The sequence below is a fragment of the Methylovirgula sp. genome (assembly GCF_037200945.1).
GTDB lineage: Bacteria > Pseudomonadota > Alphaproteobacteria > Rhizobiales > Beijerinckiaceae > Methylovirgula.
The window spans coordinates 1,001,273-1,017,027 of sequence record NZ_JBBCGP010000001.1; the positions used below are offsets into that span (position 1 = coordinate 1,001,273).

At 58.3% G+C, this 15,755-nt stretch carries 16 protein-coding genes and 1 tRNA gene; 11 read left to right on the forward strand and 6 right to left on the reverse strand.

The genetic code is table 11. The features are described from left to right. The first annotated feature begins 148 nt into the window (after positions 1 to 148). Positions 149 to 427: a hypothetical protein gene (locus WDN02_RS04730; RefSeq protein ID WP_337292407.1), complete on the forward strand. Its 279-nt coding sequence runs from the start codon at positions 149 to 151 to the stop codon at positions 425 to 427. A 4-nt stretch (positions 428 to 431) separates the two neighbouring features. Here the strand turns inward: WDN02_RS04730 and WDN02_RS04735 are convergent, their stop codons facing one another. Then, a complete protein-coding gene (locus tag WDN02_RS04735; RefSeq protein WP_337292408.1) occupies positions 432 to 998 on the reverse strand; it encodes a DUF2244 domain-containing protein in 567 nt (188 codons plus the stop codon). A 46-nt stretch (positions 999 to 1,044) separates the two neighbouring features. Here WDN02_RS04735 and nth point away from each other — a divergent pair, with 46 nt between their 5' ends. Continuing rightward, positions 1,045 to 1,827 carry an endonuclease III gene (gene nth / locus WDN02_RS04740; protein WP_337292409.1) on the forward strand — a complete coding sequence of 261 codons (783 nt, stop codon included), beginning with the start codon at positions 1,045 to 1,047 and terminating at the stop codon, positions 1,825 to 1,827. A 57-nt stretch (positions 1,828 to 1,884) separates the two neighbouring features. Next, positions 1,885 to 2,931, forward strand: a complete 1,047-nt coding sequence (gene ruvB, locus WDN02_RS04745) for a Holliday junction branch migration DNA helicase RuvB (RefSeq protein ID WP_337292410.1) — start codon at positions 1,885 to 1,887, stop codon at positions 2,929 to 2,931. Between the two features lie 4 nt (positions 2,932 to 2,935). On the opposite strand, the gene WDN02_RS04750 is transcribed toward ruvB, so the two are convergent. Continuing rightward, positions 2,936 to 3,346, reverse strand: a complete 411-nt coding sequence (locus WDN02_RS04750; protein ID WP_337292411.1) for a hypothetical protein — start codon at positions 3,344 to 3,346, stop codon at positions 2,936 to 2,938. Between the two features lie 141 nt (positions 3,347 to 3,487). On the opposite strand from WDN02_RS04750, the gene WDN02_RS04755 reads away from it, so the two are divergent. The 3 genes from WDN02_RS04755 (at position 3,488) to WDN02_RS04765 (ending at position 6,015) form a co-directional block, all read left to right on the forward strand. Beyond that, a tRNA-Ser gene (locus WDN02_RS04755) sits at positions 3,488 to 3,577 on the forward strand. A gap of 1,011 nt (positions 3,578 to 4,588) precedes the next feature. After that, positions 4,589 to 4,753 carry a Flp family type IVb pilin gene (locus tag WDN02_RS04760; protein ID WP_337292412.1) on the forward strand — a complete coding sequence of 55 codons (165 nt, stop codon included), beginning with the start codon at positions 4,589 to 4,591 and terminating at the stop codon, positions 4,751 to 4,753. Positions 4,754 to 4,920: 167 nt separating this feature from the next. Continuing rightward, positions 4,921 to 6,015: an IS5 family transposase gene (locus tag WDN02_RS04765; RefSeq protein ID WP_337292413.1), complete on the forward strand. Its 1,095-nt coding sequence runs from the start codon at positions 4,921 to 4,923 to the stop codon at positions 6,013 to 6,015. A gap of 1,048 nt (positions 6,016 to 7,063) precedes the next feature. Here WDN02_RS04765 and WDN02_RS04770 read toward each other — a convergent pair. Both WDN02_RS04770 and WDN02_RS04775 read right to left on the reverse strand, forming a co-directional pair. Next, on the reverse strand, positions 7,064 to 7,300 hold the full coding sequence (locus WDN02_RS04770; protein WP_337292414.1) for a hypothetical protein: 237 nt from the start codon (positions 7,298 to 7,300) through the stop codon (positions 7,064 to 7,066). A 171-nt stretch (positions 7,301 to 7,471) separates the two neighbouring features. Next, positions 7,472 to 7,708, reverse strand: coding sequence for a hypothetical protein (locus WDN02_RS04775; RefSeq protein WP_337292415.1), 237 nt, complete (start codon positions 7,706 to 7,708; stop codon positions 7,472 to 7,474). A 782-nt stretch (positions 7,709 to 8,490) separates the two neighbouring features. Here WDN02_RS04775 and WDN02_RS04780 point away from each other — a divergent pair. Then, positions 8,491 to 8,886 (forward strand): hypothetical protein, encoded by a 396-nt coding sequence (locus WDN02_RS04780; RefSeq protein ID WP_337292416.1) that lies wholly within the window; start codon positions 8,491 to 8,493, stop codon positions 8,884 to 8,886. Between the two features lie 13 nt (positions 8,887 to 8,899). Here WDN02_RS04780 and WDN02_RS04785 read toward each other — a convergent pair whose 3' ends face one another. After that, positions 8,900 to 9,838 carry a LysR family transcriptional regulator gene (locus tag WDN02_RS04785; RefSeq protein ID WP_337292417.1) on the reverse strand — a complete coding sequence of 313 codons (939 nt, stop codon included), beginning with the start codon at positions 9,836 to 9,838 and terminating at the stop codon, positions 8,900 to 8,902. Positions 9,839 to 9,950: 112 nt separating this feature from the next. Here WDN02_RS04785 and WDN02_RS04790 point away from each other — a divergent pair, with 112 nt between their 5' ends. The 3 genes from WDN02_RS04790 (at position 9,951) to WDN02_RS04800 (ending at position 12,762) form a co-directional block, all read left to right on the forward strand. Then, entirely contained in the window at positions 9,951 to 10,496 is a 546-nt protein-coding gene (locus WDN02_RS04790) for a peroxidase-related enzyme (RefSeq protein WP_337292418.1), read from the forward strand. A gap of 57 nt (positions 10,497 to 10,553) precedes the next feature. Next, entirely contained in the window at positions 10,554 to 11,180 is a 627-nt protein-coding gene (locus WDN02_RS04795; protein WP_337292419.1) for a pyridoxamine 5'-phosphate oxidase family protein, read from the forward strand. An 88-nt stretch (positions 11,181 to 11,268) separates the two neighbouring features. Then, positions 11,269 to 12,762 carry a UbiA family prenyltransferase gene (locus WDN02_RS04800; RefSeq protein ID WP_337292420.1) on the forward strand — a complete coding sequence of 498 codons (1,494 nt, stop codon included), beginning with the start codon at positions 11,269 to 11,271 and terminating at the stop codon, positions 12,760 to 12,762. Positions 12,763 to 12,777: 15 nt separating this feature from the next. Here the strand turns inward: WDN02_RS04800 and WDN02_RS04805 are convergent, their stop codons facing one another. After that, a complete protein-coding gene (locus WDN02_RS04805) occupies positions 12,778 to 13,812 on the reverse strand; it encodes a glycosyltransferase family 8 protein (protein ID WP_337292421.1) in 1,035 nt (344 codons plus the stop codon). A 447-nt stretch (positions 13,813 to 14,259) separates the two neighbouring features. On the opposite strand from WDN02_RS04805, the gene WDN02_RS04810 reads away from it, so the two are divergent. Further along, positions 14,260 to 15,741 (forward strand): radical SAM protein, encoded by a 1,482-nt coding sequence (locus WDN02_RS04810; RefSeq protein WP_337292422.1) that lies wholly within the window; start codon positions 14,260 to 14,262, stop codon positions 15,739 to 15,741. Positions 15,742 to 15,755 lie beyond the last annotated feature (14 nt).

Sequence of the window (15,755 nt, forward strand, 5' to 3'; positions counted from 1 at the left end):
ATTTCAGCCTAACCGAAACCGCGGTTACGGAAGCGATGTTCGCGAACATCTGAAATCGACCCGGCTGCCAGTTTCACATAATCGCTTATATACGGAGCTAAGCTATTCTTGCCGCGTTGCTGTGGCGTTGGTTCGCCGGGAGGTTTTGATGCAAACGATCGTGCGTTGTCTTATCGCTGCAGCCTTCGTCGCGGGCGCGGCGATGCCGGCCTCTGCTCATTTTCACCATCGTGCGCCGCCGCGCTGCTGGCCCGCCGGCCCTGGTTTGGTGGTCAAAATGAGCAATTACCAGCAATGGGACGGCAGCTACGCATCGCTTGCCGATCTCACGCGCTCGGTTAACGGAACACCCTGCGGCGTCGATTGCCCGGCGCCGTCGCGCGTCGTCTTTGCGAGCCCGCCGCCATTCTATTGCGCGCCCTACTGAGAGATCAGTCCGAATAGCGCGGGCCCCGGCGGGCTTCGGCCAGCGCCAGCGACAGATCATTGGCGACCTGCGCCTTCTCATCGGGGCCCAGGAAATTGCCGACTTCGATGCTGCGTCCGCGCGACACGAGCGCAACCTTCTGCACGCCATATTCGTCATGGGTTTCCTTGTGCAAAGAGACCCATGACGGATTGAAGTGCCATTCGGCCCGCGCACCCTTGGCTGAAACCTTTTCCAGCGACAGATCGAGCGGCGTGACCATCACATCTTCGTACGCCTTCGCGGCGCGGAAATTGGCCCGGAACGCAAAATAGAAGATCGCCACATCGAGGCCCATGAAGCCGGCGACGGGCCAGGCGCCCATCACGACGAACGGAACGGTCGTCGCAAAGCTGATCACCGAAAAAACGCAAAGCAGAATCCAAAAATTCCGTTCGCTCAAGGAGCGATGCGGGTGCAAACGGACAGCATAAATCCGCTGCGCCGCGGGATCTTGCACGTCGCGTTCTTGCAATTCGGCGCTTTGCGGTGCCGCTGCTTGTGCGATGGTGTGGATCAGGCCGTCGTCCATGCGGCGCGCTCTTCTCCTAGCTTCCGCTAAACTTTATAAACCGCAAATGGCCCGGATCACCAGAACGAAAGTCTCCAACACGAAAACCGCCGGAGCCAAAGCCTCCAAAATCAGGCCGAAACCGACGGCGAAAGCTCCGGCGGCGCGCGCGAGCAGGCCACGCGGTACCCGCTGGCCCAAGCCGGTGCCGCCCGAGGCGGTGCTTGAAATATTCCAGCGGTTCGCCGCCGCGAATCCGCATCCGCGCGGCGAATTGCTCTACAAAAATCCGTTCACTTTGCTGATTGCCGTGGTGCTCTCGGCGCAAGCCACCGACGCCGGCGTCAACAAGGCCACGCCCGCCCTCTTCGCCCTCGCGGACACACCGGAGAAAATGCTGGCGCTCGGCGAAGACAAGGTCCGCGATCTCGTCAAGACGATCGGCCTCTATCGCGCCAAAGCCAAGAACATCATCGGCCTCTCGCGTGCTTTGATCGAGCGTTTCGGCAGCGAGGTGCCGCGCACCCGCGAAGAATTGGAGACCTTGCCCGGCGTTGGCCGGAAGACCGCGAATGTCGTGCTCAACAATGCCTTCGACCAGCCGACGATCGCCGTCGATACGCATGTGTTCCGGGTCTCGAACCGCATTCCCCTCGCCCCCGGCAAGACGCCGGAGGCCGTCGAGGAAGGATTGGAGAAAATCATCCCCGACGCCTACAAACAGCACGCGCATCATTGGCTGATCCTGCATGGACGCTACATTTGCCAGGCGCGTAAGCCGCAATGTTGGCGCTGCCTGATCGAGGACCTTTGCCGCTGGCCGGAAAAGACGCCGGACCCTGCCCCATGATAGGCTGGCGCTCTTCACGCGTCCGCGATTCGGCGAACGCCCGTTCGGGAACTGCCCGTGAGTGAACCGCGCCGCCTGGTCGCGCCGGAAGAAGCCGCCGAGGACCACGACGCCTCACTGCGTCCGCTGGTGCTCGCCGATTTCACCGGCCAGGAAAATGCGCGCCGCAATCTCAAGATTTTCATCGAAGCGGCCAAGGCTCGGCGCGACCCGCTCGATCATGTGCTTTTTGTCGGGCCGCCGGGCCTCGGCAAGACGACCCTGGCGCAAATCGTCGCGCGCGAACTCGGCGTGAACTTCCGTTCAACCTCCGGCCCGGTGATCGCCAAAGGGGGCGACCTCGCGGCACAATTGACGGCGCTCGAAGAGCGCGACGTGCTCTTTATCGACGAGATTCACCGGCTCAATCCCGCAGTGGAGGAAATTCTCTATCCCGCGATGGAGGATTTTCAGCTCGATCTGATGGTCGGCACCGGCCCCGGCGCGCGTTCGGTGAAGATCGACCTCGCCAAATTCACGCTGATCGGCGCGACGACACGGGCGGGCCTGCTGACGACGCCGCTGCGCGACCGTTTCGGCATCCCCGTCCGGCTCGACTTTTACAATACCGCCGAACTTGAGACGATCGTCCGCCGCAATGCGCGTTTGTTCGGCATCGCGATCACCGACGACGGAGCCAACGAGATCGCCAAACGCGCCCGCGGCACGCCGCGTGTCGCCGGACGCCTGCTGCGCCGCGTGCGCGACTTTGCCGAGGTCGGCGCGGCGAAACAGGGCATCACTCGCGCCGTTGCCGACCGCGCTTTGCAGGCGCTCGATGTGGATGCCATCGGCCTCGATACGATGGACCGGCGCTATCTCGGCCTGATCGCATCGAGCTTTGGCGGCGGTCCGGTCGGGATCGAAACGCTGGCCGCGGCGCTCTCTGAGCCGCGCGACGCGATCGAGGACATCATCGAGCCCTATCTGATCCAGCAAGGCTTTCTGCAACGGACGCCGCGCGGCCGGTTGCTGACGCCCCGCGCCTTCGAGCATCTTGGCCTCGACGCCCCGGCGCGGCCGCAGCAATTCGGCCTTTTCATGCAGGGCGACGAGCCGGAATAGGGCGCTAAGCTGCCTCCGGCGGACGTGTCGACCAATAGATCAGGAATAGCAGCACAAGCTGAAACGGCAGCCGTAGCGTGAGCGCCCAAGTGGGGACCACCGGATATTTGTCGGCGTACTGCCACATGAAGACATTCGCCGGCGTGACGGCGAGCGTCAGCCCAATGAGGCCCCAGCCCGCCGCGTGACGTGTCCGCGTCACGAGCAGGCCCGCCGCGCCGAGCAGTTCGCAAACGCCGCTGATCAGGACCAAGGCGCGATGTGCCGGAAATAGCGGTGGGACGATTTCCATCTCGCGCGCGGTGAAAGCGAAATGCGCGATCCCGCCGACAAAGAACCATAAGAAAACGAAGCCGAGCGCGAGCCTTTTCGGCCAGTCGCTCCCCGGCCGCTCCGTAGGGTCGGATGTGTTCACCTGAAACCTCCCGACGAGACGCCTATCCCGCCGCATAGGAATACGGCTCAGCCGGCACCGTGGTTCTCTCCGGCGGCAATTTTTCCGAGTCTTGTAAGGCCGGGGTGTGCGTGCTAGGCGGTGCAAACCGCAACCCGCGCTGGAGAGGTGGCAGAGCGGTTGAATGCACCGCACTCGAAATGCGGCATAGGTGCAAGCCTATCGGGGGTTCGAATCCCCCCCTCTCCGCCAAATTAGCGACATACATGCCTGTTTTTATTTGATATATTTGGCTCCTTAGATTTCTGCCTAGCAAATGCTCCAGTACAACGAAGCGTGCATAAGCCTGCGAACAGCCTTTCGCTCAAACAAGGGGCATGAGGATTTGGCGGCTGGCGCAGCGCCCTGTCCTATCGAGGATTCTGAAGCAACAGCGCTGGTGCAACCTTAGACCAGGAAACGCGGCCACTTAGGAGGTCTCCCAGCGTCTGACGATCCGGGTCTTCGTGTGCAGGGGTCGATGCGTTCCGAGCCCGGATTACCCGCGTCCTCAAGCAAAGTGTGGCAGATCTTGAAGAAAAACGTTGCAGTCTTGTCACCCATTTCAGCGTGAGTGTGTGCAGTTGCATTACGCGTCTGCATTATCAGACGTTGATGCAGGGATTTAACGAAACTCGCATCGTATAAGCTGTCTCGTCGCGAAACGAGACGCATCGCTTATCGAGAGAGTCGGGACAATAACGATAAGGTGCGTAAGGTCCAACCGGCTCCAGGGTCGGGCCGATGATATTCTCCGAGGTCGCCGAAGAATTGCTGATGGTCGAGGTCGGGTAGTTCGCTAGGTACATTCAGTCTAACTAACTGAGCTTCCACTTCGAAAAACGCCCTACCAATGTGCTGACTGAATCGTTTCCGATTGACAATGGTTGGTAAACGTCCGGCATGCGGGCGACGATGACTCGAATCTCTAATCGTCTCACGCGGAAGTGATCTGTTCCCTAAGCGAATGTTTTCGAAATGCCTAATGAAGACACCTGAGAAACTGAGCATTCTTCAAAGCTTTGAGACTTCAAGCGCAGAGAATCGGTCTAGGTGAACAATCCCTAAAGTCGGCTGATCGCATATTGGGTGATAAACCTTAACCAGGCGAACAGCCTTACGCCATGGCAACTGGGCAATACTTTCATTGCCGTTCGAGTTAAACTATTGGCAAGTATATTTGCCCAACGCTGCTGGCGCTCAAGCTTCCTAGGAGATTGGGAAATGGGAAAATTCAGCGTGTTATTCTTAAAGGACGAATCCGGCGCAACGGCCATCGAATATGGCTTGATCGCCGGACTGATCGCCGTCGTGATCATCGGCGCATTGACCACTCTTGGCGGCAACATTGGGGCCAAGTTCAACGCGGTCGCTAATAATCTGTCCTGATAGTCACACGGTACGGCTCGGTTGGCCAAAGAAGGCCGCCAGCTCGAAAGAGCCTGGCGGCCTTTCAATTTAAGACGACGCTGACAAGAATCCCACTAACAGGCTGCTGAAAAACCCTCTTCCTTTGCGGGGCTGATCGTGATTCCATTTCGTTGGGAGACAGCAGCATGCGCGGCAGTGACGAAGGTTCGGGACAGCTTTTCAGTTATGTTGATCTGGAGGCGCGGGTGCGCCGTGATCATCCGTTGCGAGTGATCCGCGCGATCGCCAACGAGGCGCTCGGAGCCCTGGCGGCGGATTTCGCGGCGCTCTATTCGAAGGTCGGCCGTCCGTCGATCCCGCCGGAACGGCTGCTGCGGGCGATGCTGTTGCAGGCTTTCTATTCAGTTCGCTCGGAACGCCAGTTGATGGAGCGATTGGATACCGACTTACTGTTTCGTTGGTTTGTCGGGCTCACCATCGACGATCCGGTGTGGGATGCGACGGTGTTTTCCAAGAACCGCGATCGTCTGCTCGATGGGGCGATCGCCGCGAAGTTCCTCGCCGCCGTGCTGGCCCAGCCGCGCGTCAAAAGGCTGATCTCGTCGGATCATTTCTCCGTCGATGGCACGCTGATCGAGGCTTGGGCCTCGATGAAAAGCTTCAAGCCGAAGGACGATTCAGGGGATCAGCCGCCGTCAGGTCCTGGCCGCAACGCCGAGGCGGATTTCAAGGGTGAGAAGCGCTCGAACGAGACACATGCCTCGACCACTGACCCCGAGGCCCGACTTTATCGCAAGGGGCCGGGCATGGAAGCAAAACTCGCTTTCCTCGGCCACGCCTTGATGGAGAACCGTTGCGGCCTCATCGTCGATGCCTGTCTCACGCCCGCCAACGGCCATGGCGAACGCATCGCGGCGCTGGCCATGATCGAGCCGCGCGCCGATCGGCCAAAAGCCATCACGCTCGGCGCCGACAAGGGTTATGACGCGGCCGATTTCGTCAATGAACTGCGAACCATGAATGTGCGTCCGCACATCGCGCAAAATATCAGCGGCCGGCGTTCAACCATCGACCGGCGAACAACGCGCCATCAGGCCTATTCGGCGAGCCAGCGCATTCGTAAACGGATCGAGGAGGCCTTTGGTTGGATGAAGACCATCGCCGGGCAGCGCAAGACGAAGTTTCGCGGCGTCGATCGCGTGGGCTGGGCCTTCGCCTTCGCCGCCGCAGCCTACAACCTCGTCAGACTACCGAAATTGATTGAGGAGATGACACCATGATGCCACCTAAGGCGTCGCTCATCACAGCCACATCCGCCGACCGTCATCATCGACAAAGCCATTCTCGGAAAGTCAGCAGCAACTCTCTCCGCGCCTGAAGCACCGCAATTTTTCAGCAGCCTGCTAAGCGTACTCTTCCATTTGCGCCAGCGGTGTAGCCGCCCCTCAACGCTGCTCTTCGTTTTGACGATGGCTTTGTGAGCAGGGCCATGCAGATGAATATCGGCCCGCATGTGCCCATCCGTGGCCTTCCCGGCCTTGCTGGCACCCGTCGAATCCGCTGAGGCCGTCAATGTTCGAAAGTGCGCGCAGACCAGTTTGCCGACGCTCGCATGAGGCCGCCTAGCTGCAAAGCCTGGCGGGTTTTATGTGCGGCGCAAAACGCACGATGCCGACGGCAATTACCTGAAGCAGCGCAGGTTTCCGTTTGGCATGCGAACGGCGGTATGGCCGGTATGTCTTAGACACCAGCCTTGATTTTGACCGCCCCATACGCACTGGCCATAAGCGCGATGGCGATTCGGACCGCAGCCACCTAGGGCAAATACGGATGACAAGCTGGCGGAAAGCATCGCAATGGCGAGCAACCCGGTCATGAGCGTTTTCATAAATAACTCCCTATAATGCGCGACCATATCAACCGCGCTTCTATTGCTTAATCTTGTGCGATGAAGAAATTCTAACGCGCGAAAAGCTTTTACCGGTGGCCGCTGAGCGGGCTCCGCTTCATCATGTTGCCCTTTTGAGCTGCAACCTCGAGCGAGAGAGCGTTGCATGATCGGCTATTTGCCGTCAAAAGTGGCAGCCGCAATCCGGAATCGATTATGTGTATGGCCGTTTCATCCCGCATTCCCCGTTGGAAGCGGCTCCACGAGTTACCGAGCGTTTACTGTCGCCGCAGAATTTATAGGCCCGCTTAAAATATCGCGCCGACAAGGCTCATCGATATGGTCCGCCACCCTTTGCCAGGTACCGGCTCTGCCACCCCGGAGATTTTTCATTCGTAGAAGTAAAGACCGCCGACAGGTGCGGCGGTCTTCTGAGCGGATTAGCGGACGAAGGATTTGCAAGCCTTCACGCTGTCGAGCGCCTTGTCAGCCTCATCCTGAGAGGCATAGGTCGTTTCGCTGACGGCTTTCATTCCCGGCCAGCCGTTCGGAGACGTAACGACGGCAGCGCAGTTTCCGGTATCGAGATCCTGGATCAGGCTAAAAGTTATCGCGAACGCCGGGCTGGCAACAACAACGACAGATGCGAACAGCGCGGCCGCAATCAACTTCTTCATGAGCTTACTCCATTCCAAACAGGCGACAGGCCTAAGGACGTCAAGACCCGCGTCAGCACGTACGGAATCGCACCGAGTAAAGCAGCAATTTATTCCGAAACCGGCAAAGAATGCTGCGGTGGCGTATGGTAGTTCCTAGGAACTCGCAGAATATATCCCGGGAAAACGAATTCAGCCTCGTTGCAGACGTTCAAGAGCGCCGTCGGCAAGGATTTGCGGATCGTATTTCCCATGCTTCGCACCTTCGATGATATGCCGCGCAATAATGTCCGATGCAGCATGCCCGGTTTTATCGCCGAGAATTCCGAGTTCTTCGGCGCGTGCCAACGCATCATCGTAGGCCGATGTGAGCGCTTTGGTTATGTGCGAATCCCAAGTATTCGTTGTCTCATTGCCATACCAATTCATGACGCACTCCTCACGAAGTTCTCGGCAGCGCAGCGCAAACGATCCCTTAAAATTTGTTCGCGGCCGTTCTTGTCCATCGCGCCAGAATGGCTGTTTCCATGAAACCATCTATTCAATTTGACATGGTGCAACGCAATATTAGCTGCCCGGTTGTCACGTACGAGATAAGCAATTTACAATTCATTGCCCATCAATGGCGGGGTCCGAGCGTCCTCGTCGGAATATCTAAGAATTTAGCCATCAGCTTTGTCTTGGCTAAATTTCCTTGCGACAGGCTTGGGTTTATTGACGAGAGGTCCCGCCATGTTTTGGGACATCATTTTAGACCCGATAAGAAATTTTCTGTCGAACGACATTTCACGGTGGTTGATCGCCGCGACGCTACTCGCCGTCGTTATAACCAGGGCGACGTCCATGGCCTCAGGATCGTTCGAACTACGGCAGGAATTAAAATTCGGCGCTGCCCTCTTCATTGTGCTCGTGTGCGCCTTCTATCTTCCTTGAAGTCATGGCCTTGAATTCATGGCCTTCGCACGCAAATATTCGCGAGGCACCGACCGGCAAGCCGAATCGATCCGGAAAGTCCCCGGTGGATAACTATCCAACTTTCTTGCCAGCTTTCTTGCATTCCGCTTCAGGCGCTTCATCTTGAGCGTGGCTGAGAGTCGCAATTTTTATTCTCGTAATGATTTTTACATCCGGCGCTGCCGCTTATACGGCCTTATCCGTATAGCGAAACACGCCAGCGTCTGGGTCCTCGTCGAAATTCGATGGAGGAACAAATGGACAGAATCGTGGAATTCAAGCTCCAGATTTTGCGAGCTATTGCTGTTCTTTTTGATGCATTTGAACGCCCGACAATCGGCCCCGACGAGGTGCTCGGCTGTTGTCTTCAGCACAACGCGCGGGAATTCGAACAACTCTCTTCCCGCTCGAACGAAACGATCTATTGGCTTTACAAACGCGGTATCGTGAACGGGATATTAGAAGACAGGGCGGCCGTTAGCTATCTCGCGCATGCGCGGCTTGCAGAATGGGTGTGCGCGATCCTGACCAAGGAATTATCCAAGGAGACAGGAGAGAGCTTGGCGGACTTGGTGTCCGACACAGCCAGACACGGCGATCCCCACGAAATGATTGCCGTATCGAATCTATTGTTTCATCGCCTTTTCCGCTGAGATGCGAACGAGCCTACTCTTCGGCCGCGTCATTGACGGTTGCGGGCAATAAATGTTTCAGCCTTTGCCGCAAACGCGCCGTCGCGAATTCGAGGAATACGCGCGTCTTCGAGGGCAACGCGGCACGGCCGGCGTGAAGCAGATGGATCGGCAGGGGGTCGAGCTCAAAATCCGCCAGCATGATCCGCAGCGCGCCGGCATTGAGTGCCTCGGCGCATTGATAGTGCAGTACGCGTGTCGCGCCCACGCCTTCTGTTGCCGCCGTCACCGCGGCTTCTGCGGTTGAAACCGACAGACGCGGATGAATCGGCATATCCGTATTGGCCTTGGCACCCTCCTGGCGAAACGGCCAGACCGGGGCCGGCGAGAAAAAATCGAAATTCACACATGGCCATCGCGCCAGATCCGCCGGCGATTTCGGCGTGCCGTAGCGCGCGAGCAGACCCGGACTGGCGCAGACGATTGGGCGGACAGCGCCAATGCGCGTCGCGACCATGCGGGTGTCGGGAAGCCGGCCGATCCGCACCGCCATATCGATGTGATCGTCGATCAGATGCAGGTTCCGATCCGAGAGCGTGAGCCGCACGTCGATCTCGGGATAAGCAGCGAGAAAGTCGGTGACGACGGGCAGGATATGCAGGCGGCCGAAGAGGACCGGAGCTGTCAAAATCAATTCGCCGCGCGGCATATGAAACTCGCCCGCGGCCAATTGCTCGGCTTCGTCGACCTCTTCGAGAATGCGCCTGGCCGAAGCCAGATAGACAGCACCCGCGTCGGTCAATGCCAATTTTCTGGTCGAGCGGATCAGCAGCTTCGAGCCGAGATGCGCCTCCAGCTCAGCGACCCTCCGGCTGACCGTGGCAAGCGGCATGCGCAAATCGCGGCTGGCGGCGGAGAAACTGCCCTTCTCCATCACGCGCAGGAAGATCGACATGGCTTCGAAGCGGTCCATTATCTCATTTTATGAGAATATCATTCTACATCTTAGCTGATTATCGCTTTTATTGAAACATCCTAGTGTTGCGTCGTCGGGACCGAGGGGTTCCATTTCTGGAGGAAAAGCCATGTCACGTTTGACCATTCCGACCCGCGACGATGTCCCCGCCGCGTCCAAGCCGCTGCTTGATGCCGTCGAAAAGCAACTCGGTGTCGTCCCAAACCTCTTCCGTCTCATCGGCGCCAGTCCCGCCGTGCTTGAAGGTTTTCTCGGCAATTCGCGGGCGCTGACCAAGACGCTTGATGTGAAGACCCGCGAACGGATTGCTCTGGCTGTCGCCCAGGTCAACGGTTGTGACTATTGCCTCTCGGCGCACACCTACCTCGGCCTGAACCTCGCCAAGATCAGCCCGGAAGAAGTGGCGCTGAACCGCCACGGACATTCCAGCGATCCCAAAGCGGATGCCGCGGTGCAATTTGCGGCGAAGGTGACGCGCGAGCGCGGCCATGTCAGCGAGGCGGACATTAAGTCCGTCCGTGAAGCGGGCTTTGCGGACAGCCAGATTGTCGAGATCATCGCCGTCGTGGCTGAGAATTGCTTCACCAACTTCCTGAACGAAGCGGCGAAGACCGACATCGACTTCCCGGTGGTGCGCGCTGCCGACGCCGCCTGATGCGGCAAGCAGGTCGGTCCTTTTCAGGTGCCGGCCTTTTTTTCTGGAGGTTTTCACATGCGCCAAGGTTTTCTCGATATCGCCACAACGCCCAGCGTGCATGCCGTTCAGGCGCAGATGGGCAGCGACCGCATGTGGAGCGATCTCAAAGGCCAGCGCATCTTCGATACGTTCACGCCGGAGGCGTCGGCGTTTATTGCCGAGCGCGACAGCTTTTACATGGCGACCGTTTCGGAGACCGGCTGGCCCTATATCCAGCATCGCGGTGGGCCGCCGGGTTTCCTGAAAGTTCTCGACGAAAAAACGCTAGCCTTCGCCGATTATCGCGGCAACCGGCAATATATCAGTGTCGGCAATCTGGCGGCCGACGATCGCGCGGCGTTGATCCTGGTCGATTATCCGACGCGGACGCGTATGAAGCTTTACGGGCATGTCGAGGCGGTGCCGCTCGATGCCGACCCCGCGTTGACGGAGCGCGTGACTCTCCCCGCGTACAGGGCGAGGCCGGAGCGAATTTTACGGCTGCGGCTTGACGCCCTGGACTGGAATTGCCCGCAACATATCATGCCGCGCTTTACCGAAGCGGAGATCGGCGAGGCCGTGCGGCCGCTGCGGGAGCAACTGTCTGCCCTGGAAGCCGAGAACATCGAACTGCGTGCCAACTTGGCTGCCTTCAAGGGCTGACACGCGGCCGCGTCATGCGCGTTACCCTGGTGAATTTACGGGATATTATGGGTTGGCGATCTATTCGGTCCATGCCGAGGAGTAGCCAGTGCAAAGCGGTGCTGCGAAAAGCCGTCCTATCGTCGCCGGACTCGACGCTAATGCCGCGCTTCGCTACGACATTGACATTCCGCTCGTTATCGACCTCGACGGCACGCTGCTTGCCACGGACACGTTGCACGAATCGCTGCTTTTGTTTCTGAAGCGACGCCCCACGGCTGCCTGGCAGATTCCCATTTGGGCCCTTTCCGGGCGCGAGACGCTCAAAAATCACTTGGCCGATGTCGTGACCGATGAAGATGTCGCGACCTTCCCGGCTCGCCAGTCACTTGTCGCACTGGCAGAAAACGAAGCCGCACGCGGCCGTAAAATTGTACTGGCAACCGCAGCCGATTCGTCGATTGCCGAAAAAATCCGGAACCGTTTTTCTTTCATCCAGCAGGTCGTCGCGTCGTCCGCCGGGCACAATCTCAAGGGCGCCGCGAAAGCCGAAGCCCTCCACGCGCTCTTCCCGGACGGATTCATTTATGCGGGCGATTCCGCTGCCGATCTTCATGTTTGGAATCACGCAACGGCCGCAATTTTTGTCGGCCGTTCCCCCGTCTTAAAGCAGCAAATCGAGGCCCGCACCGAACTCGCGGCGTTTCTGCCAGGCGTTTTATTTAACTTCCCGGCCTTGCGGCGCGGGCTGCGCCTTCACCAATGGGCAAAGAACGCGCTGATCTTCGTACCCTTGATCCTCGGCGGCAAGGCGCACGATGCGTCGGCCTGGCTCCATGCGCTTGCGGCCTTTGTCGCTTTGAGCCTGCTGGCATCTGCGACCTATCTGCTCAACGATTTGTGGGATCTCGCTGACGATCGCCAGCATTGGTCGAAGAAAAAGCGGCCGATTGCCAACGGCGAATTGCCCATATCGGCCGCGCTCCTGCTGGTCGCCCTAGGCGGCATTGCTGCATTTACAATTGCGGCATCGATCGGGCCGGCATGCGTCGCGGTTCTTACGCTCTATCTCTTCGCCGGTCTTGCTTATTCGTTCTGGCTGAAACGCGAGCCGATCATTGACGTCCTCATGCTCGCAGCGCTTTACACCGTGCGACTCGGCCTCGGCGTCGTTGTGACCAAGGTGGTTTTTTCGCCGTGGCTTTTTGTTTTCTCGATGTTCATCTTCCTGTCGCTGTCGGCAGCGAAGCGGCAAACCGAGATTACGCGTATGATCACCCACGGTCTGCGCGAAACGCCTGGGCGCGGTTATCGCGCCGAAGATGGACCCCTCGTCTTGACGATCGGTGTCGGCGCCATGCTCGCCACGGTCCTCGTCATGGTGATTTATCTCATCGCTGATGCTTTCCCGGAAAGCTTCTACAAACATTCGGCGTTTCTGTGGGGATTCCCGCTCGTCATTTTTCTCTGGCTCGCGCGAATATGGCTCCTCTGCCATCGCGGGCAGTTGAACGACGATCCTGTGGCTTTCGCACTCAAGGACAAGGCGAGCTTATTCTACGGGGCCGTGATGGTTGTCTTGTTTGCCACTGCGCTGCTGTGACGTGGCGCGGCGGCGCTAGGCGTCGGCTTCGCTGCGGGCGGAATTGTTGTAAATCTTACTTCCCATGGCGAAGAGCTTGCCTGAGAGTTGCGCCTTCAATGCAAGGCGGTTTTCGAATTCCCCAATTGTTCGCGACAGCGTGCACATCAGTTCGCCGACATGCTTGTTCGCTGAAATCAGCGGAAAGTGCGGTTCGGCGTAAGCCGTGCCGGCCGGCGATCCCGATTCATAGAGTTGGATGAGTTGACCGATGAAGGATGTTTTGCTCGCAGCGTCCCAATATTCGGAATGGTAATTAGAGCTTGTGTGCGCACGGATCCACGGCTTGGCGGGACCGATGAAATGAATGATCCACGGATCTCGCGCGCAAAGCTCTGCGATTCGCGCAAGATCCTCCTCACCTTCTTCGAAAGCATTTAAGATCGCGCAGGAATTCCATCGCGGGTCGAGCCGCTCATAATTATCCTGAAAGATGACGTTGAGGGCGTCCTGATCTGCGAAAAATAATGGCGCCGGCGGCTTCGCAAGCAGAGCGTGAATTTTTTCGAAGAATTGTTCTTGGCGCCATTTCACGCAGTCGATCAGCAGAATGCCTGCGTTGAAATAATTCCGCTGATCTCGCAGAAGTTCTTTGGCACTTGTGCGCCCGGGCCATTCGTGGCGCTTGATAAAGTGAAGATAAGTGAGATCGCTGCAGGCAGCGAGCGGAGAGCCCCGCATATCCGTATCGAAAAGATCACCGATCGGCCGCTTCACCAAGATATCGCAATCAAGATACAGAACGCGGTCGGCGTCCTCGATCAATTGCGGAATCGCCAGGCGTCCGTAGGTCGCGATCGACCGAACTGTTGCGATCGATAATTTATATTTATTGAATGTATCGACTGAAACCCTATGCCGCCGGATTTCAAAATTATCCGATGCGAGGAGATATTTGGCATAGATCGGAAAGGCGTCTTTCTCACACTCAAGTGCGTGAAATATGGTCTTCCGGTCGGCGCTTGCGAAATGTCTTAACTGCGCAGCGAGCAGCATTGCAGGAACGGACATTGCCTTATCGAACGCGCAGGCTACGTGTATTGTGGACATCAGTGGAACAATCCAGAGCTGACGAATTTGTCCTTAAATTCAAGCCAAGCGGACGGCGCTAACACCCGCGAGCGGTGTCATCCTCACGCGAGTCGCCAAGCGATATGTCGGTAGCTAGCTCGGTTACAACCGATCCGCCACTTTATATAAGTAATACAACTCTAAATTGCACTCGTTGTCCACCCCTTAACCCGGGCGCTTGGGCTACCCTGCGGTCGGCCGGGACGCGGAAAAAAAGGCGAACGAAGCGCCGGATAGTTGTTTTGAACGGCCGCCCCCGCCCAAGCTTGGCGCCGTTTCTCGAAGGCCGCATGCCGGGGCGTCACATTGACCTTGGCAAATTTGACAGGCAAAACACGAACTTCGTGTTAGCGTGTGCTTTCATTCAGTCGAGCCGGGGAGGGCCTTTTGCGCTCACGCGTCATTCACCTCATCAATCCGAGAACAGATTCCCTCACGACCCGCCCGATCTATTTCAACCGCGCCCTCTATTCACCGCTCGCCGGCCTGCTTGCCGTCGCGGCCTGTATCCCGCGCGATCAATATGAGGTGATCCTGACGGACGAGAATATCGAAGAAATCGACTTCGATATCGAAGCCGACCTCGTCGGCATTTCGGCGATGACGAGCTACGTGAACCGTGGCTATGAAATCGCCGACCGGTTCCGCGCCAAGGGCGTGCCGGTGGTGATGGGCGGCGTTCATCCCAGCTTCATGCCAAAAGAAGCCCTGTTGCATTGCGACGCCGTCGTGATCGGCGAGGTCGAACAGATCATCGGCAAAGTGCTCGACGATCTGAAGGACAACGCCATGCGCGGCACCTATCGCGCCGCCGGCTTGCACCCGATGGTCGGTGTGCCCATGCCGCGCTACGACCTTCTGAAGAAGAACCGTTACGTCAACCGCACCTTCGTGCAGACGTCGCGCGGCTGCCATCAGGGCTGCACATTCTGCGCCGAGCCGCTGATGAACGGGTTGAAATTCCGTTACCGGCCGGTCGATGAAGTCATCCGCGAGATGGAAAATTGCGGCGAACGCAACATCTCGATCAACGACGCCGACTTTTTCGGCACGCCGGAACGGCCGAAAGAGCTGATGCGCGCCATGAAAGGCCGTGGCCTCCAATGGCAGGCCGGTGTGACGTCCAAACTCGCGCAAGACGATGAGATGCTGGAACTCGCCGCAGAGAGCGGCTGTACGCTCCTCAGCATTGGCTTCGAATCGATTTCGCGATCGACGCTGACCAGTGTGCACAAGCACGTCAATCGGCCGGATCAGTTCGCCGCACTGGTCGAGAAAGTGCACTCCTACGGCATCATGGTCTTCGGTCTGTTCATGTTCGGCTTCGATGGCGACGATCTCGACGTTTTCGACGAAACGGTGAAATTCAACATCGAAGCCGATTATGACGCCTGCGCCTATTCGGTGCTGACGCCCTACCCCGGCACATTGACTTGGTACGAACTACGCAAGGCCAATCGCATCGTCTCCTATGACTGGACGATGTACGATCAGGGCCATGTCACCTATCTGCCGGCGCAAATGGAGCCGGATGAACTACGTGTCGGCCACGCGCGCGCCTACGAAAATTTCTACAAGCTGTCGTCGATGGCCAGGCGTTTTCCGTGGGACAAACGCAAGCGCGCGCAATGGAGTGTTTATAACGCGTTCATGCGCAAGGCCGCCAAGACCGATCATATCGATTCGATCGCCCCGCCCACCGCCGACCCGACCGTCGCGCCGATGCCGCCGCTTTTGCCGATCAAGAAGGAATGGCGCGCCGCCGTGCTGGAAGCAGCCGGGGCGCCCGATCCGGAAACCGCACATCTCGCGCCGGCGCCAATAAGCTGCGATGTCGGCATGGACAGGCCGGCCGCCGCGGCCGAATAATTGAAGGGCGCCGG